Origin of the sequence: Methanosarcina sp. 2.H.T.1A.6, assembly GCF_000979455.1 — an archaeon.
In the GTDB taxonomy this organism is placed as follows: Archaea; Halobacteriota; Methanosarcinia; order Methanosarcinales; family Methanosarcinaceae; genus Methanosarcina.
In genome coordinates, this window is record NZ_JJOY01000038.1 from 24,682 (window position 1) to 44,616 (window position 19,935).

The 19,935-nt window shown below is 47.4% G+C and carries 14 protein-coding genes and 2 pseudogenes; 5 read left to right on the forward strand and 11 right to left on the reverse strand.

Going from position 1 to position 19,935, the window contains the following annotated elements; all coding sequences use genetic code 11:
- Positions 1-145: 145 nt before the first annotated feature.
- A complete protein-coding gene (locus EO98_RS10690) occupies positions 146-739 on the reverse strand; it encodes a flavodoxin family protein (protein WP_048140292.1) in 594 nt (197 codons plus the stop codon).
- A 250-nt stretch (positions 740-989) separates the two neighbouring features.
- On the opposite strand from EO98_RS10690, the gene EO98_RS10695 reads away from it, so the two are divergent.
- On the forward strand, positions 990-1,844 hold the full coding sequence (locus tag EO98_RS10695) for a tetratricopeptide repeat protein (protein WP_235283592.1): 855 nt from the start codon (positions 990-992) through the stop codon (positions 1,842-1,844).
- 218 nt (positions 1,845-2,062) lie between these two features.
- Here the strand turns inward: EO98_RS10695 and EO98_RS10705 are convergent, their stop codons facing one another.
- The 3 genes and pseudogenes from EO98_RS10705 to EO98_RS10720 form a co-directional block, all read right to left on the reverse strand.
- On the reverse strand, positions 2,063-3,445 hold the full coding sequence (locus tag EO98_RS10705) for an APC family permease (protein WP_048140296.1): 1,383 nt from the start codon (positions 3,443-3,445) through the stop codon (positions 2,063-2,065).
- Between the two features lie 13 nt (positions 3,446-3,458).
- Positions 3,459-4,841, reverse strand: a pseudogene (mtbB, locus tag EO98_RS10715) ([dimethylamine--corrinoid protein] Co-methyltransferase).
- Between the two features lie 33 nt (positions 4,842-4,874).
- Complete coding sequence (locus EO98_RS10720) at positions 4,875-5,525, reverse strand: B12-binding domain-containing protein (protein WP_048140300.1); 651 nt, start codon at positions 5,523-5,525, stop codon at positions 4,875-4,877.
- 98 nt (positions 5,526-5,623) lie between these two features.
- Here EO98_RS10720 and EO98_RS18490 point away from each other — a divergent pair, with 98 nt between their 5' ends.
- Positions 5,624-5,839, forward strand: a complete 216-nt coding sequence (locus EO98_RS18490; RefSeq protein WP_156161114.1) for a hypothetical protein — start codon at positions 5,624-5,626, stop codon at positions 5,837-5,839.
- Here EO98_RS18490 and EO98_RS10725 read toward each other — a convergent pair.
- The 3 genes and pseudogenes from EO98_RS10725 to EO98_RS19200 all read right to left on the reverse strand — a co-directional run bounded on the left by EO98_RS10725 (position 5,832) and on the right by EO98_RS19200 (position 9,501).
- Positions 5,832-7,322: a trimethylamine methyltransferase family protein gene (locus EO98_RS10725; protein WP_048140302.1), complete on the reverse strand. Its 1,491-nt coding sequence runs from the start codon at positions 7,320-7,322 to the stop codon at positions 5,832-5,834. The two genes, EO98_RS18490 and EO98_RS10725, sit on opposite strands and share 8 nt — an antisense overlap.
- Positions 7,323-7,339: 17 nt before the next feature.
- Complete coding sequence (locus EO98_RS10730) at positions 7,340-7,990, reverse strand: methyltransferase cognate corrinoid protein (protein ID WP_048140304.1); 651 nt, start codon at positions 7,988-7,990, stop codon at positions 7,340-7,342.
- A gap of 38 nt (positions 7,991-8,028) precedes the next feature.
- Positions 8,029-9,501, reverse strand: a pseudogene (locus tag EO98_RS19200) (trimethylamine methyltransferase family protein).
- Between the two features lie 702 nt (positions 9,502-10,203).
- Here EO98_RS19200 and EO98_RS10745 point away from each other — a divergent pair.
- From EO98_RS10745 to EO98_RS10760, 3 genes are all read left to right on the forward strand, one after another.
- Positions 10,204-11,562, forward strand: a complete 1,359-nt coding sequence (locus tag EO98_RS10745; protein WP_048140308.1) for a monomethylamine:corrinoid methyltransferase — start codon at positions 10,204-10,206, stop codon at positions 11,560-11,562.
- Positions 11,563-12,126: 564 nt separating this feature from the next.
- On the forward strand, positions 12,127-13,599 hold the full coding sequence (locus EO98_RS10755) for an asparagine synthetase B (RefSeq protein ID WP_048140312.1): 1,473 nt from the start codon (positions 12,127-12,129) through the stop codon (positions 13,597-13,599).
- 135 nt (positions 13,600-13,734) lie between these two features.
- Entirely contained in the window at positions 13,735-14,523 is a 789-nt protein-coding gene (locus tag EO98_RS10760) for an AAA family ATPase (protein WP_082098575.1), read from the forward strand.
- 98 nt (positions 14,524-14,621) lie between these two features.
- On the opposite strand, the gene EO98_RS10765 is transcribed toward EO98_RS10760, so the two are convergent.
- From EO98_RS10765 to EO98_RS10780, 4 genes are all read right to left on the reverse strand, one after another.
- Positions 14,622-15,197, reverse strand: coding sequence for a tetratricopeptide repeat protein (locus EO98_RS10765; protein WP_048132342.1), 576 nt, complete (start codon positions 15,195-15,197; stop codon positions 14,622-14,624).
- A gap of 198 nt (positions 15,198-15,395) precedes the next feature.
- Positions 15,396-16,676: a tetratricopeptide repeat protein gene (locus EO98_RS10770; protein ID WP_048140316.1), complete on the reverse strand. Its 1,281-nt coding sequence runs from the start codon at positions 16,674-16,676 to the stop codon at positions 15,396-15,398.
- Positions 16,677-16,700: 24 nt separating this feature from the next.
- Positions 16,701-17,204, reverse strand: a complete 504-nt coding sequence (locus tag EO98_RS10775; protein ID WP_048140318.1) for a PASTA domain-containing protein — start codon at positions 17,202-17,204, stop codon at positions 16,701-16,703.
- Positions 17,205-17,650: 446 nt separating this feature from the next.
- The gene (locus tag EO98_RS10780; RefSeq protein WP_048140320.1) at positions 17,651-19,039 is read right to left on the reverse strand and encodes a tripartite tricarboxylate transporter permease; all 1,389 of its coding nucleotides are present in this window, start codon (positions 19,037-19,039) and stop codon (positions 17,651-17,653) included.
- Positions 19,040-19,935: the final 896 nt, after the last annotated feature.

Below are 19,935 nucleotides of genomic sequence, written 5' to 3' on the forward strand. Positions count from 1 at the left end.
TCAAAACATATGGATTTGTAAAGGTGTTTCGGATTGTTTCAAAAGATGGAGACACGCAACACCGGGTTACAGATGTGCAGGATATGGGTTAATCAAAACGTGAAGATTTGGCAAATGTAGGTGTCAGGGAACTTTCTTCAGGGCTTCACTGAAGAGCCTCTGCCAGTTTTTTACCCGCTTCAAACGCTTTCCTCAGAAGTTCTTCATCTCTAACCGCTCCCCTATGAAAATACCCGGTCACCGGAAACTTTTCCACTACCTCATAACCCAGAGATTCAAGGGGCATCCCGAGCGCTCCGAGCGTAAAACCCATTTCTTCGATTTCCAGCTGCTCGCAGACTGAAAAAACAATCGCCTTTCGTTCCTGCCCGGCAAGCCTGCTTGAATACCGCCTGGGGAGGTCGTTCGTGAAATTGTAGTAAGGATAGAGCCGGTCGATGAAGGCTTTCATCTGGGCGGTTACGTTGTAGTTGTAAGTGGGAGAGCCGAGGATAAGGCCTTTTGCAGCTTCGATCTCGGGATAAAGGAGTCCCATTCCGTCGTGGAACTTTATGCAGGTCCCGGCTTTCCTGCACGCTTCGCAGCCGATGCAGGGTTCGATCGAATATTCCCTTAACAGGACTTTTTTCGTTTCAGCTCCTGCCGATTCCGCTCCTTTCAAAAAGCTGTCAAGCAGGATGTCGGTATTTCCTCCTTTCCGGGGGCTTCCTCCGACTCCGAGAATTTTGACCTCATTCACCTTATTTCCCCATATTGTATCGGGGCTGGCAGGTTAAATAGGTTCCAGAAAGAAGTCCCATCCTGTTGTAGAACCTGAGTAGAAGTTCAAGTCAGGATTAATGAACCTGATTAAATCTCAGAACATTATTTATTATAAAACTCCAGATATTTATCTGGACAATTATCAGGTTTAAAAAACTAATTTTGAATGCAAATTCCGGATAATACAGTTTCAGTTACGAATCCGAATACCGGTGATTCTAATACTTATGGATGAGGCAAAAATGGCAAAAATGGCAAACACACTCAGAGACCTTGACAGATTCGCCGAGGAGAGCTACGGCAAAGCCAGGGTCTTTTTCCAGATGGGCAAATATGAAGAGGCTCTTGCTACTTATGGGAAAGCTGCTGATGCCTGGAATAAAATGGCAGACCTGCTTTTTGAAAAAGGGAAGGAGGACAGCGGACAAGAGTTCTTTGACAAGGTTATGGAGGTTCGGTCCTGTTGCGGAATGTCTCTTTTCAAGCTCGGAAGATATGAAGAAGCTCTTGAGATTGTTGATGCTCTCCTGGAAGTTAAACCAGACAGCCCGACCGAATGGTCCAACAGGGGTTTTGTGCTCTCTGCCCTCGGCAGGAATGAAGAAGCTCTTGAAGCCTTTGAAAAAGCGCTTTCCCTTGACCCAGCATCTCCCAAAATCCTGACCAGCAAGGGAGTTGTTTATTTCAGGATGGGGCTCCTCGAAAAAGCCCTGGAGACCTTCGATAAAGCCCTGTCAGCCAAACCCAAAAAGGCTTCTGACTGGGCATGCAAACTTCCAAGGTTCAGTTTCTTTTCCCGAAACAAGGCTCCCATCATGAGGCCTGACAATGCTGAGACCTGGCACTGGAAAGGCAATTTGTTTATGGAACTGGGGGAAAGAGAAAAAGCCCTGGACGCATACAAAAATGCTCTAGAAAGCGATCCTGACCACCTGAACTCCCTCTTCCGGGGTGGGGAACTCCTCTGCGAGATCGGGGAATATAAGGAAGCTTACAAGTGCTATGCGCGGACCCTTAAGTTAAGCCCCGGAAACGAGGTTGCAAAGAAGGGAAAAGAGCTCTGTGAAAAAAATATTACGTGAGCCTGGGAAGGAGGGAGAACTGTTATCCCGGAAAACATAGCTTCCTTTTTTCCGGATTATCTGTTAGCAGAGTTTTTCCGGATCATTCTGTAAGCACGGATTTCGTTTTTCAGGAAGAACAAAGCTTCCTTTCCGGCGGAGGTTTCTTTTTATGGCAAAAACAAGAGAAAACAAGGAGCTGATTTTAAGTAACAGGCTCCCTGTTTGACATCACTGCCTTAATCGGTTTGTATGTCAGCATTTGCTGCTGTTTTTTGTGCAACTTCTTTTGGGTCTTCCACTTTTGTCCTGTACCAGTAGAGGGGGAACACGAGTAACAGCACAAGAATTCCCGTAAGTACGTTTTTCCACCCGTAGGACATGCTGCCTACAACCAGGAAGATCATGTTGATTATCCCTATCAGGATGCTGACATAAACCATGTAGTCAGGGACCCGGTAGGGCCTGGGCAGGTCAGGGAAGTCTTTTCGCATGAAGTATATAGAGAAGTTGGACAGGATCACGGTTATGAAGTAGCCGATACTGCCTGCGACCACCATGAAGACAGGAGATTCCCCTGCAGATATTATAAGGCCCGAGTTAAGCAGCATGATGAAGAGCAGCGAGGTCGAAGGTGCCTGTTTTTCATTAAGCTTCATGAACCATTTTGGCATGTATCCGAGTTTTGAGGACTCAAACAGGACCCTTGAGGAAGCCACGTAACACATGTTGACGCCGTTCATAAGCCCTATGATTAGCAGGACCCCGAAAATTTTGGTAAACGCCGACCCGAAGACAGCTTCTGCAAGCGGAAGCAGGGGAGTGAAGGGGTCATTTAAGACCACATCGAGCGGCAGGTACCAGGTCATGGCCAGGCAGATTGCAACAGTCATGAGCATCATCAGAATTGCGCTGTAAGCGACCGCTTTTTTTGTGTCCTTTACCGGATCCTTGTATTCCGCCGTAAGGGTAAGTACGCATTCCAGGGCAAAAGCTGACCAGGCAACCAGGTAACAGGCCCCGAGGAAGGTCATAAGGTGGTTGGCCCCGGGCTGGTTGAAGTCCACCACACTGAAATCCGGGGACAGGACCGGAAGTTTTCCAAATGACCCGATAAGGAGGGCTACAGTGGTGATGATCAGCGGGACCATCAGGGACTGGGCTTTTCCTGAAGCCTCGATTCCCCTGCAGTTCAGGACATAGCAGGCAACAACAATTGCAATTGCTCCGAGTACGATATCGAACTCGGGAATGAAGAACTGGATGAAATATCCCGCAAAGGTTGCAATCGCAGCCACTGCAAGCCCCCAGCCCATCACGTAACCCCATTCTGAAATTGCTCCCGGGATGGGGCTGCGTTTTTTATACCCTTCCATCACGTACATGGCAAGCCCCCCGGCGCTGTCTTTGAACATGAGCGCCATTTCAAGGTATATGAAGCAGGAAATTGCCATGATCCCGACGGTAATGATCCAGGCAAGAGGAGCCCATTTTCCTACCATGGACACGGCCGGGCCGCTCAGGTAAGTCCAGTCCAGGATGCCTGTTGCAACCATGAACATGCCTATTTTCCAGGTAACGGCCCGTCTTAAGACGGGCTTGCCGGAATTTTCTTGTGACATAAGGTTTCCTCCTTTACCTCAATTTTTCCACGCAGGGGATCTCTATTCCCAGGATATCGGCGATCCTGGCTTTGGCCCTGAGCCCTTTTGCAGCCCCGGGGACAGCCATGACGGTGCCGATATCCAGTTCTTCCCGGACTTCCTTCATGCGGTACTCGTCCGAGAGTTCAGGGACGCCAACGCCGAGTTTCCCGGCCACGTACTCTTTTGCTTCCTTTATCTTCATGCCTTTCATTTCCATTCTCATGACCAGGTCCCCGGCCGTCCTCATCCCGTTCATCCCGGAGGCCATGCCGTGGGCCACTGCCATGCCCATGGGGTCTCCGACTCCGATCTATATGCCGTCGACTCCGGCAAGTTCCACCATTGCCTTAGAAGCTTTTGTCACAGCATCCAGAGGGGGCATTTCTGCCATCGGAAGCCCACCCACCCCCATTCCCATGTTCGGGTGGAGGGGGATGTTCGCAACCCTGCTGCATTCTTTAGTGAAAGTGATTGCCCTTGCAATGTTCCAGGGTGTTGACTGGCGGGTATTTGTGTTGACAACCGGACCGAAGATGTCCACTCCGGCTTTTTCAGCCATCTTCACCTGCTTGTGGGGATACATGCCAGCAAGCACATTGCCATCATATTCGAGCCCTCCGTGGATGCCCATTACGAACTCCGAAGCCATCCCCATTTCTATGGAAAGGCCGGTTTGCTTTTTCAGCTCTTCGCAGGCCTTAAGAGAGCTCAGGAAATCCCCGTCCCCGGCAGCTCCGGTAGTATCTATATTAATACAATCGACACCGACCCTGGTAAGCTGCTCGCTTACCCAGACGATATCCTCTTTTGCATGGTCCACGAGCCTTTCATAAACCTCCATGCCTTCCAGGATTTTACCTTCGGCCATGAGATCCCCGACGTTTTCGAAAGGCCCGTCAGGCTTGTAGTACCCTCCGAGGTTTGGCATTGCCCCGTAGATGCAGGGGCTGACCGTGTTCATAAGGATGGACTCAAGCTCCTGCTGGTGCTGGGTGATTACGGCTTTTGCGGCTTTGAAACAGAAGTCCAGCCAGCCGTAAAAGACCGAATCAAATCCAAGGGCCCTTTCCATCAGCATGTTTGCGGTAACGCTGTGGATAGGAAGCCCCACGCCCCCGGCTTCGCTAAAGTTGCCGTAGAGGCTGTGGCAGCCGTTATCCGTGCTGAACACCACCGTGTTTTCGGGCTCCACACTTGCAACCCTTTCCGGAGAGATCATGATGTCCAGGAGGCGTTCCTGGGCGTCTTCGCTCAGGGCAGAGATTTTACCCCTTTCGGCAGCATCATTGCATCCGGCTTCGATATCCCTTATCATCTCCTCTTTTGACATTTCGACTAATCGTCCATCTCCCATTCTTTCCTTATACGCCATGCTTTTCAACCTCCTTTGAAAATCTCCCTTTTTTCACTGTGCAGCCATCAGTTCCCTGGCTTTAGTTACGGCTTCGCTGGCGTTTTCGGCGTATGCGTTTGCCCCGATCTTGTCAGCCCAGTACTGGGTACAGGGAGCTCCTCCCACCATGGTTTTTACCCTGTCTCGGATGCCGGCTTCCTTCAGGAGTGTTTCCAGATCTCCCTGGGCCTGCATGGTTCCTGTCATCAAAGCGGATGAAGCCACAATGTTTGCATTGAACTCTTTTGCCTTTTCGACGAATCTGCTCAGCAGGGCATCTCTACCCAGGTCGTGGACTTCGAACCCGTTCACGGAAAGCAGGATCTTCACTATGTTCTTTCCTATGTCATGCACGTCCCCTTCCACGGTACCTATGATCACAACTCCATTCTTTTTAGTAGTCTGTTCAGGGGACATTTTATCCTGCAGGCTTTGCACGATCTGAGTCATCAGGCCTGCAGCCATCATGACCTGCGGTAAAAACAACTCTCCCCGCTCGAAGAGATCCCCCACTTTCTGCATTCCGGGAGACAGGCCTTTTTCAATGACCTCAATTGCTTGCAGCCCCTGGGCCAGCGCGCTTTCGACCGTCTGAACCGCGGTTTCCCGATCTACTTTCACAATAGATTCGCGGATGATTTCCAGTAAGTTTTCATTGCTCACTTTACATTCCCTCCATACTTCCTGATTTTTCAGAATTAGTTTCGGTTCGAACTCCTCAGGTTAAGTCTAAAATTTTCTGTAGATCCCGAACATCCCCGGTGGAATATGGGCCGAAGAGCGACAGCATCCGCTCGATAAATGCCTATTCCTACCCCTTTTCCTTCATTCCCTGTCCCTATTCCATAAGGGACGGCTCAACGCCCTGTCCGGAGCCCTTAGAAAGGGCAGGGGACATTGCACCTCGAAAAGAATTATATGGTGATGCAGAACCACAATACTTATTAAAAACCTTCTACATCACTTCATTTACTTGAGAAATTCCTTGTCTCGCCTGGCAACGAATGCCTCAAGGTCCTTTACCACATCCCTGTCTAGGCCGCAGGGGTTGTGGTTTTCCAGGATCCACTCTACTTTTTCATGGGCTGCAAGTGCAGCATCCTTTGCCCCATTTCTTTCCCAGGACCCGCGCATGTTGCGGTCGAAGATCAGGGGATTGGACTGCTCATTCATGTTTTTCCTTGTGGATGCCCTAGAAATGAAGTGTCCTCCTATCCCGACTTCTTCTATCTCGTCCAGAGACAGGCGGCTTTCCGTCACATGCATCCCCTTAAGCAGGTTTTTGATCATGCCGATTACGTCGTTGTCTATGACCAGCTGTTCCAGGGAAATCGTCTGCCCCATTTCCAGCAGGCCGCCTCCGAAGATCAGGTTGGCTCCGGCAAGGGCGGGAATCATTCCGGTCATGCCTTTTTCGAACCCTGCCTGGGCATCGGGGACCTTGCTGTCGGTCCAGCAGCCTGCCGCATCCCCGCAGGGAATGCCGTAGAACTGGGAGAGCCGGGCAACGGCAGCACTTAAAAGCGCCATTTCCGGAGCCCCGCCGGATGCGGTTCCCCTTCTCAGGTCCATGATGGTGGTTGCGGAACCGTAAGTCACAGGTGCCCCTTTGTTTGCAATCTGGGCGAGGGTTATGCCTGCCAGCACCTCCGCATTCTGGGTAAGGAGCGTGCCTTCCAGGGTGATCGGGCCCGTTCCGCCTGCCATAGACATGCTGATCACAACATCCGGGATCATGCGCCGTGCAGCTTTTATCGTAATCTGGGTGCTGTTTTCGCAGATCTGGAGAGGGCTTGTGGGACAGTTGCACACATTGATAAGCGGCCTCTTCCTGGCAAGTTCTTCATCCCCTCCGTATACGATCTTTGCCATTTCGAAATAGTCATCAAAACCATCGGACTCAGGTTCCCCGAAGGTAAAGGGCTTTGTGGTATTGCAAAGGGCAATCTGGACCTCATGCAGGTCGGCCCGCCCTTTCTCTGTCCAGTCCCTGGCTGCAATGGTGGGATCGGCTACGCTGAAACCGTCGCACCAGTCGCAGATGGTCATGGATTTCTTAAGGTCGGCTTCGGTGGAAGCCCGGACCTTGTGCTTCCCGTTTGCATCGAATTCCAGGCACTGGATCCCTACTCCGAAGGGCGCCCAGTTGACATAGGGCCCCGAGCGCAGGACAAGGTTCTTCTTTTTGTCGATAGCTGCAAGCCTCACCCTGCCAGGGGCGGACCGGAGAGCGTCTCCTACCAGATATTCCGGGATTTTGGCCACACACTTTTCAAAGTCCACTTCACAGCCCGCATCCGCATACAGCTGCAGGGCTTCAGGGTCTTTTGTTTCAATCCCTACATTCTCCAGCACGTCCATGGTAATTTCATTGATCAGCTTCAGGTCTGATTTATTTAGCATTTCAAGCCCGAGCCCTTCAATATGTTCCAGGCCGGCCGGAATGTTTGCCCTTAACATATTTTGTAACCTCCTTTTTATGCTACCAATGCCTTTGCTTTGGCAACGGCATCGTTTGCGTTTTCCGCATAGATATCCGCACCAATCTGGTCTGCCCATTTCTGGGTACAGGGAGCCCCTCCAACCATCGTTTTTACCTGGCCGCGGATTCCGGCTTCTTTTAGCTGTTCCTCAAGCTGGACCTGGCAGACCATAGTGGTGGTCATAAGGGCGGAGGAGGCAACAATATCCGGTTTGAACTTCTGTGCACTTTCAACGAACCTGGAAATTGCCACATCCTTTCCGAGGTCGATTACCTTAAACCCTGCAATCCCGAGCATCGAGGCCACAATTTCTTTTCCGATCGAGTGGATGTCGCCTTCGATCGTACCGATTACTACTTTGCCCAGGCTCTTACTTTCTTCAGACCGTTTTTCCATTTCGGGTTTCAATACGGCAATGCCCGCGTTCATGGCTTCCGAAGCTGCAAGCACATGCGGTAAAAAGAGCTCTCCTTTTTCGAACTGCCCGCCTATGAACTCCATTGCCGCAGTAAAGCCCTTTTCAATAACTTCAAGGGGGCTTATCCCCTCTTTAAGGGCTTCATGTGCTGCCTTTTCAGCCATATCCTCATCAAAGTCCAGAATCGAATTTTTTGCTTTTTCGATAATTTCGTCTTTTACTGTCATTTTTTCATATCCTGTTTAATCGATAGTTAAAATCCTCCTCAGACCAGCTGCCTGAGAAATTCTTTGTCTCGCCTGGCAATGAATGCCTCAAGTTCCTTTACCACGTCCCTGTCTAGGCCGCAGGGGTTATGGTTTTCCAGGATCCACTCTACTTTTTCATGGGCTGCAAGTGCAGCGTCCTTTTGCCCGTTTCTTTCCCAGGACCCGCGCATGTTGCGATCGAATATCAGGGGATTGGACTGTCCGTTCATGTTTTTCCTTGTGGATGCCCTGGATATGAAGTGCCCTCCGATTCCGACTTCCTCTATCTCGTCCAGAGACAGGCGGCTTTCCGTTACATTCATTCCCTTAAGCAGACTGTTGATCATGCAGATTATGTCGTTGTCTATGACCAGCTGTTCCAGGGATATCGTTTGCCCCATTTCCAGCATGCCACTGCCGTAAATCAGGTTTGCTCCCGCAAGGGCCGGTAACATTGCGGTCAGGCCTTTTTCAAACCCGGCCTGGGCGTCCGGCACCTTGCTGTCGGTCTAGGAACCGGCTACATCACTGCAGGGAATTCCGTAGAACTGGGAAAGCCGGGCAACAGCAGCTCCGATAAGGGCCATTTCAGGTGCTCCTACAGATGCGGTCCCTTTTCTCAGGTCCATGATGGTGGTCGAACAGCCGTATGTAACCGGGGCGCCCCTGTTTGTGATCTGGGCGAGGGTTATGCCTGCCAGCACTTCCGCATTCTGGACCACGAGGGTGCCTTCCAGGTTTACCGGACCCGTGCCTCCCGCAAGGGCCATGCTCAGCACACAGTTAGGGATGTTCTGCCTTGCGGAGTTGATAATCACCTGGGACCCATTGCTGCAGAACTCAAGAGGGCTTGTAGGGCAGTTGCACATGTTTATTAGAGGTCTTTTTCGGGCAAGTTCCTCGTCTCCCCCGTAGATTATCCTGTTTAGCTCAAAATAGTCATCAAAATGTGTTCCGTCGGCTTCCCCGTAGGTGAACGGCTTGGTGGTGTTGCAAAGAGCGGTGCCCAGTTCATGGAGGTCAGCCCTACCTTTTTCCAGCCAGTCTCTGGCCGTGACCGTGGGGTCTGCTACATTATAACCCTCACACCAGTCGCAGACCGTCATGGACTTTTTGAGGTCAGCTTCGGTGGAGGGCCGGACTTTATGGTTCCCACTGCGGTCGTATTCGAAGAACTGGATCCCTACCCCGAAAGGTGCCCAGTTTACGTAGGGTCCCGAGCGCAGGACAAGGTCCTTCTTTTTGTCGATGGCTGCAAGCCTCACCCTACTAGGGGCAGACCTAAGGGCCTTTTCAACCACATATTCCGGGATTTTTACCACATGCTTTTCAAAGTCTACCTCACAGCCCGCATCCGCATATAGCTGCAGGGCTTCGGGGTCAGTGGTTTCAATTCCGACGTTTTTCAGTACATCAAGGGTGGCTTCGTGAATGGCCTGCAGGTCCGATTTCGTTAATATGTTCAGGCCGAGCCCTTCAATATGCTCCAGGCCTGCAGGAGTGTTTGATCCTGGCGTTTTATCACCTCATTAGAATATACCCAAATCTATGCGTTGTGGTTTTTTCGTATTGTTTGGGATTTTAACACAGTTTGCTCATTCAGCCAGTTGTTTTCTGGCTGGTTACTATATTAGATATTTATATGTGTCCCGGGAGGATTAAACCTCGGTTCTTCGGGTATTTTTTCCACAAATATCATTTTCTGAATTATACTATATAAATATAACTTTTAAAAAAAAAGACATGCATATATAGATTTCGTTTTATCATTCAAAAGGTTTATATCAAATAAAAAGAAATTTAAATTTGTAGTCTGAAAAGCGAATCCTATAAATATCATAAAAAATTGAAAATGGTTTTGAGACCGAATTATCAGGCATAAGGAGAGATTTAAGATAGAAATTAACGAATTAAAGATCAGCTAACTAAGATTCATTGGTCATCGGTTAAGGAATTTTCTTGCCCGAAAGCTATCGATTTTGCACCAGAAGTCTACCTTAAGTTTTGGCCTATTAACATGAAATCGATACCCTGTCCCAGCTTACAATAGGATCAAATATTTAATAACTGTTGTGAAGTGGAGGCAATTTATTACGATTCCTCACTTAACCGAAGACGCATGAACTAAGATTAACTAAAGATCAGCTAACTAAAGATTAACTAAAGATCAGCTAACTAAAGAGATCGGGAACATGTACCATATAATAGAACAGATGTTGAACGGGGAAAAAAGAAAAGAAAATGAACACGATGAACTGATCTACAGAACCAGTTCGGAACTTGTCAAAACCCATGACATCTCCTTTGATCCCGGGCATCCGGTACCTTCGGATGTAAAAATGGCTGACAGGGTTTATACTGCAGCCCTTGAACTTCTGGAAAGGGTAGGCGTTTATTCGATAGATACCGGGAGGGTTATTAAACTCGAGAAGGATGAAATTATCAGCGGCATCCAGAATACCCGCAGTTCGTATATGATAGGAAATGGCATTGACAAAACCGATGTTTTCTTCAGGGAATTGCTTGACGACAGGAAACCCGTTATCATGGGTGGGCCCTGTGGAACTCCGATTTCGGTTGATTCCTATATCCCGGTTCACCGCTCCTATGCAAAGCTGAACTGTATTGATATCATAGCCCCGGCTACGATATATGAGACGTTTGACCCCCACCTTATGAAAACCCCTCTCAGCCTTTACACCGCCCACACTGCCGTTACACTCGTAAAAGAGGCGTGTGCCCTTGAAGGGCGCCCTGATATGGGTTTTACAGGACCACCTTCTATCTCGGATTTGAAAGCTGCAATGGCCATAACCCATCCCAGGTTCATGCGCGAATGGGATGTCCAGGAAATCTACCAGCAGCTTGACCTCAAAACCAATTTCGATGCCATCACAAAGGCTGTCCATTACAGGAGCATAGGCTGCGTTTATCTGTGCGACCAGGGTTTCATCCTGGGGGGCAGGACGACGGACAGGCCCGAACAGATGGCAATTGAAGTGGTGGCAGAGGCGTTGAAAGCCAGGCTCATCCACCAGGGACACATGTACTTTAAGCAGGTCGACGACCTTCGGACAGGAGCAGGGTCAACCCTGGAGGCCATGTGGGCTTCTTTCATAGGATCCATGGCTCTCACAAGGAATACCAGATACATCCATGGAACCGACATCAACAATTCGGCAGGCCCCTGCACAGCCATGATGATGTACGAGACTGCAGCCCAGACTATAGGCAACGTTACCTGCGGCACGGACATTCTTGCAGGCCCCATGCCGAATGAGGCCCATGTAATTGACCATGCCGGAGGCCTTGATGCCCAGTTGATGGCAGAAGTGGCCGAACTTGCAACAAGTTTGTCCCCGGAAGATGCAAACTTCCTGTGCCTTGAACTCTTCAAGCTGTACGAAAACAAGCTGAAAAGGCCGGATTACGGGATGCCCTTTGGGGAATGTTATAATCCCAAAACCCTCGAACCTTCCATGGAATACCTGGAAAAATACCGCCGGGTGCTGCAGGATATTTATGAGCTTGTGGGTATGGGTTCCGAGTGAGCCCAGACCTCCTACTCCCGATCCTCTCTAAAAAAAGGCAATTTTTCTTCGATTTGTGACTGACCACCAGGCAAGCTGACTAAGGCGCTTCTGACTAAGACGCTTATATGTACTGTGAATTGAAAAGTGGTTTCCGGGGGAAAGGAAAGTATTCTCTTAGACCGTGGGATTTTTTCAACATAATGCCTTTCTTACATAATGCCTTTCTTAATTGCGGCACCGGTTTTTCGATTGTTTTTTTAGCTGGTGGCAGGCCGGCCCAGTTCCGTGCAGTGCGGGGGGAGGAAATGATAAATCTCCTCCCGGATTCCGGAATAGATCAACCAATTAATCAGGGACCACCACATTTTTTGATCAGTATTTTTTGATCAGTGTTTTTTGATCAGTATTTTTTGATCAATGTTTTTAATCTGCATTGTCAGCACATTTTTCCGGACCTATCTGCTTTCCGGGCAGCGCCCCGTCTTAGACTGTATGGTGATGCACTGCTGAGATGGCAAAATAATAAATACAGGGATGCGCTCGTGTATACCGGATATAAAGGACAGAAAAAAAGGTGTAATCATGTGCGGAATAGCAGGTTTGTTCGGAACCCCTGACAGTAATATAAAAGTAAAGAAAATGCTTGCGGCCCTGGGACACAGGGGACCTGATGCCTGCGGAATCTATACGGCGGGAGACCTGAGCATAGGAAATACCCTGCTTAAAATAACAGGAGATATGCCCCAGCCCCTCACAGGGATAGGAGCTCTCGTACTCAACGGGGAGATATTCAATTTTCGCGAGCTTGCAGCCGAAATTAGGCTAAAAACCGATTCTGATACCGAACTGCTTTTTTCACTTATAGAAACAGGGGTAAAGGAGGGGAGCACGCCGATAAAAGCAGTCTTTTCCGCGCTTTCTAAAGTAAATGGGGACTATGCCCTTGCATATGCCTGCGGAGGAGAACTTGTACTTGCGAGAGACCCTTCAGGAGTAAAGCCTCTTTTTTATTGCTCCGGGGAAGGAGCAGAAAAGCCAGAGATAGCCTTTGCCTCCGAAAAAAAAGCCCTTACCTGCATTGGCAGAAAAGCAAGGCCCTTTCCTCAGGGAGGGATTCTGGGGTTCAATACCGAAAACGGGAAAATCAAAGAAAAAACCCCGGAAGGATACCTGAAGACAAAATCGCCTGAAAAGAGAATCCATGCAGAAGAAGAGGCTTTATTTCACCTGAGGGTAGCCCTTGAAAAGGCTGTGGAACTCAGGCTTACTCCAACTGCCGGAATTGCATTTTCAGGAGGAATCGACAGCACCTTTTTAGCAGCCCTTGCAAAGCGAATTGATCTTGATATTCCCCTTTATGCGGTTGGGCTTCCGGATTCCCATGACGTTGCCCAGGCAGAGAGCGCAGCTGAGGCTATCGGTATGAAGAGAAACCTGAAAGTTCATTTCCTTTCGCCTGAAGAAATAGAAGCTGCAGTCCCTCAGGTAATTTATGCAACCGGATCTACTGATCCGATGACGGTTGCAATAGGGCTTCCTCTTTACATAGTTGCAAAAACTGCAAGAGAAAATGGGAAACGGGTCCTTCTGACCGGGCAGGGTGCAGATGAACTCTTTGGAGGGTACAGGAGGCATGAAGGATTTCTCGAGCAGGGCCCTGATGTACTTGACAGGGAGATCTACTCTGACCTTGAAAGCATCTCAACAATCAACCTTGAAAGAGATGATATGGTTACAATGGCCAATTCCGTGGAACTCAGGGTGCCCTTCCTGGATAAAGAAGTAATTAAAATAGGGCTTGCAATAAGTCCGGAACTTAAGGTCCTGAAAAAAGGTGGCCTTTATACTCGAAAATATATCCTCAGGAAGGCGGCAGAAGGCCTGGTCTCTCCGGAAGTTCTCTGGAAAGAGAAAAAAGCAATGCAGTACGGGACAGGAGTACAGAAGGTACTCGACTGGCTTGCCAGGGATTCGGGCTTTTCTAAAAAGCAGGGGAACCATATAGAAAAATACCTCATGAAAATTGCTTCGGAAAAAACCGGTATAAATGAGTAAGTATAAACAGTTTGATGGTTATATCCGAGTAGAAAATTATTACGTTTAATTTATAATCTGATTAAGTTTAATTTATAATCTGATTAAGTTTCATTTAGAACCAAAGTTTCATTTAGAACCAAAGTTTCAGGGGGAATTCAAATAAAAATAGCAATTACCGGAAAAGGCGGCGTTGGAAAAACTACTCTCTCAGGTACTCTGGCAAGACTGTTTGCAAGGGACGGATACGAAGTCCTGGCAATAGATGCAGACCCGGATATGAACCTGGCATCTTCCCTGGGGATAGAAAACCCCCCAAAGCCCCTCACTGATTTCAAAGACCTTATCCAGGAAAGGGCAGGTACCGAAGGCGGGGCTTTTATCTATAACCCGAAAGTGGACGACATTGCAGGCAAATACGGAGTAATAGGGCCTGATGGAGTCAGGATGCTTGTTATGGGTACTGTGGATAAAGGAGGAAGCGGGTGCATGTGTCCGGCATCAGCTTTCCTCAGGGCTCTCCTCAGGCACCTGATGCTTAAGGAAAAGAGTGCAATTATCCTGGACATGGAAGCCGGAATCGAGCACCTTGGAAGAGGCACCACGCGCGGGATGGACCTTATGATTGTAGTGGTGGAGCCGGGAGCCAGGTCCCTTGAAACAGCCGAACGGATAAAAAAACTCTCTTCCGAGATCGGGATAAAACATATTGCTGCCGTAATTAACAAAGGAGGCGCCGGAAAAGTCAACGCCAGGCTTGAAGAGCTGGGCATCCCGGTACTTGGAGAAATTCCCTTTGACCAGCAGTTAATGCAGGCTGACCTGGAAAAAAGGGCTCCGATTGAAGCAGGCGGCGAAGCTGTTAATGCCATAGTGAAAATCAAAGAAAAACTCATGGAAACCGTTGAGGAAATCAGGAAAGAAAATGAGGCAAGTAAAAAGTAAAGGCTGAAAAACAGCCCTCTACACTTTTTTTACTCAATTTTCTTAATTTTCTTAATTTTCTCAAATTTTTTCCTGCAATTTTTTTATATTTTTCAGGCTCAGTTAAAATTGCTGTCCGGGGAATCTGTTAGAGTTCCTTTTTTATAAATAAGCCCCAGAAGCCTCATCTGTTTCTCCCTGATAAGGACATCAGTAGGGTCTATTTCCAGAGCTCTTTCATAAGATTTCATAGCCTCTCCGTATCTTCCAAGATTTTCCAGGACCGAGCCTTTCTGGTACCAGGAAAAAACATCTTCGGAGTTGACCTTAAGGACTTCGTCATAACACTCTATGGCTTTTTCAAAATCCTTCAAGTTATTGTAGGCAAAACCCTTGAGGCACTTTATTCCCAGGTGATCGGGATCGATTTCAAGAGCCCTATTGTAACAGGTCAGAGCTTCCTCAGACCTCCCTATCCTATCCAGGACAAAACCTTTCTGGAGCCAGGCATCAAGGTACATAGGGTCCAGATTTAAGGCTTGATCATAGAGCCTGAGTTTGTCTTCATAATTCTCAACTTTGCCTGCTGTGATAAGGAGCTGCCTGGGGTCCTCGGTTTCTTCGGTTTTTCCTGCCGCTTCCAGCTCCTTTTGCTTCATCTTAGCGCTTTCGGTGGTATTTTTTTCCTCTGCCATTTCGGAATCCTCCGTTTTCAGATAAAGATTTATTCGGGCCCCTTTCGGAATCATGTCCCATCCTTATTTTTTCCATCTTATGTATGGAATCAGGGTTAAACTGGTATTGAGCACTTTCGTTTTCAATGAGATATACCTTTTCTGATTCGAATTTTACTGGATACAAAGCAAGACATAAGTTTATGCAGAAAAAAGTTATCAAGAGTCACTGGCTTTTTGCCGGCTGATTCTCGAAAGGATTTCGATCTTGATTTCAAGAGCAGGAACAAAGCCCGGTTTCAATTCGAGGGCTCTGTTGCAGCTTTTCAGGGCTTCTTCTTGTTTGTTCATTTCTAAAAGGACAAGTCCCCTGCCTGCCCAGAGGCCGGGATCTTCCGGGGTAGACTGAAGAGCCGTATCGTATGCTGCCAGAGCCTCCTCAAACCTGCCCAGCCTGGAAAACAGGCTGCTGATACATTTCAGGGCTTCCAGGTAATCAGGCCTGATTTTGAGGGCTGAACTGTATGCTTCAAGGGCTTCTTCTTTCCGGTCAAGTGCAGAAAGGATTGAGCCTTTTCCTGCCCAGGCTTCGGCGTATTCGGGGTTCCTCTTGAGCACTTTTTCGTAGCCTTCAAGCGCTTCTTCAAGTCTGCCAAGCCTGGCAAGAATAACTCCTTTATTGTCCCATGCAATTTCAAAAGCCGGTTCAAGCTCAATTACCCTGTCATAAGCACCTATTGCTTCTTCAAGCCGCCCCATTTCCGAGAGGATTACACCCCTGTTGTACCAGACCCTGAAGTCATCAGGGACTATTTCAAGCACTTGCTCTGTAAGCTTCAGGGCAGCTTCAAACCTTCTTGCCTTATAGAGCAGTATGGCTTTCTGAAAGAGCGCTGTGGCGTTCTGAGAGTCCTTTTCAAGCATCTCAGTACAGGCCTGAAGTTCGTCGAAAAAAGGGAGGGAAGCATAAAGGTCCCTTACAGCCAGAAAAAGGGGAAGGAGTTCATACTTTTTTCCATCAACCATCAAGGTTTTTGTTCCGGGATCGTATGAAAAAACCGCTGGCTCCTGCTGGCTGGGGTTTTCTTCCAGGGAATTTCCTTCTATTCTTTTACTTTCTCCTTCTATTCTTTTACTGTCCCCTTCTATTCTTTTACCTTCTCCTTCTATTCTTTTACTGTCCCCTTCTATTCTTTTACCTTCCAGTGTACGTTCCATTTCTTTAAACACTGTTTCCAGTCCTGAGAAAGCAGCAGGGTAAAAGAGAGAATCGTTTTTAATATAAAGTACTGATCTCAGATATTTCCTGATCTTTTTATTATTGCTGCTCCAGAGGACCTTTGAGATGTCTTCTGCCTCCTTCAAAAACTTCTGCAGACAGAGTCTCAAGGATAAGAGACTTTCTGAACGCTCAAGGGTGTTGAAAGCTGAAATCGCTGCTCTGGAATGTTCTCTGAGTTCGCTCAGATAATTCTCTGTTCTGGAGGGATTAACTTCCATCTTAAAGCCCTTCTTACCCTTTTCTTAATCGTTGTCGGAAATATAGCTGCATACCGATTTTCTGTCAAGGGAGGGCAAAGACTTACCTTTTGATGCAACAACCAGCTTTACGGATGATCCTGCTGGCAGTTTTGTCCCTGGTTGTGGTTCCTGCCTGAGCACTTCCCCTGCCATAACTCCTATAGGTAAAACCTCTTTCTTTTCAACGACCTCTCCTGCTGAAAGCCCCGCCTCTTCCAGAGTTTTTCTGGCGTTTTCAAGGGGCTGCCTTATAACATTGGGAACCTCCACATTTCCTGTAAAAGTTCCGGGACTGGCTTTTATTTCCGGCCCCTGCGCACCTTCGCTTTCTCCGAGCACTTCTTCAAGCAAGTCGATTGCCCCACTGATCCTTAGAAGGGTTTCGCCCAGGGCTTTCTTCCTGTTTTCGAGTTCTGCAAGCTTTAAATCAATATCTTTGAGGATTTTCTGCCCGGATTCATATTCTGCTCTGAGCTCCACTAAACGCTTTTCAAGTTGTGCATCCATAGTGCTTGTAAACCCCTTTAAATTTGTTATTTTTATAGTAAATGCGAATCGGTCTTCAGTTTTCAATCAGTTTTCAGCTGTGGTTTATTATTGACATTTAGCTGTTTGCTTTCGACTTTTCCACTTTCTGCGGTTCTATATTCTCTTTTTCACGTTCTACGCTTCAATTAGTACTTAACCCATTTGTTTTATTCTCTTTACAATTTCAACCCAATACATTTTAAGTTTTATATTTTACACATGAGCGAGAATTTTATGGAAGTTAGTCAATTTCACCGCATGAGTCAGCCATACCCTGAATGATTTATACGGAAACAACCCGGTCCAGAAAACGGATCATCCGGCTTTCTCTTCTTCTGCCACACAGGTTGTGGCCGGCCTGCTGCCAGGTAAGAAAAAACAATGTCCGAACTTATTGGTAATACAATTAAGAGAACACGGATATCTTAAAAGAAGTAAAGGATTACAGGCAGTAAAATAACGCCCATTGCATGGGATTTCCTGACTTTCATAAAAGACGGGAGCATGCCTATGGGGGTAGAAATTACAAAGAGGAAGAGCCCGAAAAACCCTGTAAAAAGAAAGACCGTTATTGCAAGCCCTGCAAGGACACCGGCACAGAGTTTTGTGTAGTCAAGTTTTTGAAGCATATGGTGGGCGTTATTCCCTATCCAGACTGTGGAAAAATACGAAAACAGGGAGGTAAGGAGGATAGCGGTAAAAAAGAGCAGTATTACCTGAAAACCAAGTGACCCGATACCCAGGATTTCATTCACAGCAGCCATTGCACCGCTGCGGGTCTTTCCTATAACCAGGAGGGCTACCAGCCCGAAAATAGCATTTGAAGTATTTACTCCGGAAACCGAGACAATGAACTCCTTTGAGCTTTCAAGAGTTTGGCGATCTGCATAGGGGTCGGAAAAAAGAGAGGATTTTTGTCCTCCGGGCACAGGTTCGGAAGTTTCTTTATTTATGGACCTTCTGTCGAAGTCAGACCTTACAAAGAGCCCTGCCAGAAGGGCAGCAATAGCAGAAGAAACTCCGGGCAGCCAGGCTACAAGGGAACCTGCAGTGCTGCCAGTAAATACTCCTCTCAGGATCCTTTTTCGAGAAAGTTCAAATCTTGAGACGGATTCTTTGGGAATCTCGGAGCTTGTGAGGAGGCTTATAATGAGCTGGGATGCCCCGAAAAGTCCGCTGAGGAGAGGTAGGAGCACGGATGCCTGCCCAAGGCTTATGAAGGGAACCAGCAGGTTTTCTCTGGAAAAAGCAAAGAGCCCCAGAGCTCCTGTGATCAAAAACAGGAAGAGGGCAAAAGCTTTGGACCTGTATTTTGCAAGTGGGCCCTGCCCCTCTACTTCCTCGCCTTTCTCGCTCGCAAGCATGATAAATACAATCGTGAGCAGAACCCATGCCATATACTCTTGCAGGTAAGGGTAAATAGCCCCGAAGAAAAGAGAAAAAGGCAATACAAAGAGCATGGATGCAACCACCGAGCCTGCACTCCCGAGGGCAGAGAGACGTACCGCTTCTGCACCTGCGCCTTCAAGTAAAAGCCTGTGCCCTGGGAGGACTGCAAGCGCTGTGTCTCCGTCAGGTGCTCCTAAAAACACAGACGGAATTATGTCATGAAACGTATGTGAGACAGCGTTTGAGAGGATTATAAGGGCAATGTAAAAAGGGGCAATTCCTTTCTCAGCCAGAAAAGGCGCAAGAGCTACAAGTGCAAGTGCAAAATTATTTGTATGTATGCCAGGCAAAAGCCCTGAAAATATGCCAAGCAGATAGCCTGCAAGAACAGAACAAAGGAGCAAGAATAAAGAAACTTCTTCCACTCAGCAGGCACCCCAGAAAATAATCTCTTTAAAATCCAATCAACTTATTAGAAGACTTTATACACTTACTATTAATAATTAATCTTGCTACGGAATATATTTTGTTTCAGAGAATGTATATTTAAAGTCTGAAACGGTTTATTTGAAACTGATATACATATTCATACAGCGAAGAAATCAGAATAAATAAATTGTAAGAGAACAGAACTAATAAATAGAAAGAGATTGAACAGAGAATGAGAAACATAGAACATAAGAAAGAGATGAAAGAAGAAACAAGAAGAATCCGAAAAAATAACTTAAGTAAACTTGATCAAAATATAAATTTAAGAACAGAAATTTTGGATTTAATATTATAAATAGGTTTCCTTTATAATAATGCCCTTTTACTGGACGGATGGCTCTCCGGCGGAAGATATAAATAATAGGATTTGCCAGCGCAAACAATTTTAGTTTACCGATGCGATCAGCCACTTGAAAATTTTGAAGGTGCTTTATTACATCAAAGAAAAAGAAAAATCATTTCCACTTATGTTTTATATCTAACAGTTATACTATAACACGTAGTTCTAAATGCTAATATTGAATGGGGTTCATGAGAGCATTTAGCAAAAAACAGCAGATCAGGACAAATGAGGTTCGCCATTCCTCAATCCTGTTATGCGCAACCCGGAACCCTGCCCGTATGAGGTGACGATCGAGGTTTTTTGCCATTCCTCAGTCACCGACGCCGGGAGAGGTTTCACAGCCGGAAGCCGGTTGGGGTTCGCCATTCCTCAACCGGCCCCCGCAGATATCAGAAGCAACGGAGAAGTGAGAGGCAAATCCCTCTCCAAAACTATTTTTACCTCTCACTTCACCCTGTTTTCTAAACTATCCCACTCTGTTATTCTGAC

Coding starts and splice junctions, on each gene's coding strand:
- EO98_RS10695 (WP_235283592.1), top strand. CDS start 990: ATGGATGAGGCAAAAATGGCAAAAATGGCAAACACACTCAGAGACCTT.
- EO98_RS10705 (WP_048140296.1), bottom strand. CDS start 3,445: ATGTCACAAGAAAATTCCGGCAAGCCCGTCTTAAGACGGGCCGTTACC.
- EO98_RS10725 (WP_048140302.1), bottom strand. CDS start 7,322: ATGTTAAGGGCAAACATTCCGGCCGGCCTGGAACATATTGAAGGGCTC.
- EO98_RS10730 (WP_048140304.1), bottom strand. CDS start 7,990: ATGACAGTAAAAGACGAAATTATCGAAAAAGCAAAAAATTCGATTCTG.
- EO98_RS10745 (WP_048140308.1), top strand. CDS start 10,204: ATGTACCATATAATAGAACAGATGTTGAACGGGGAAAAAAGAAAAGAA.
- EO98_RS10755 (WP_048140312.1), top strand. CDS start 12,127: ATGTGCGGAATAGCAGGTTTGTTCGGAACCCCTGACAGTAATATAAAA.
- EO98_RS10765 (WP_048132342.1), bottom strand. CDS start 15,197: ATGGCAGAGGAAAAAAATACCACCGAAAGCGCTAAGATGAAGCAAAAG.
- EO98_RS10770 (WP_048140316.1), bottom strand. CDS start 16,676: ATGGAAGTTAATCCCTCCAGAACAGAGAATTATCTGAGCGAACTCAGA.
- EO98_RS10775 (WP_048140318.1), bottom strand. CDS start 17,204: ATGGATGCACAACTTGAAAAGCGTTTAGTGGAGCTCAGAGCAGAATAT.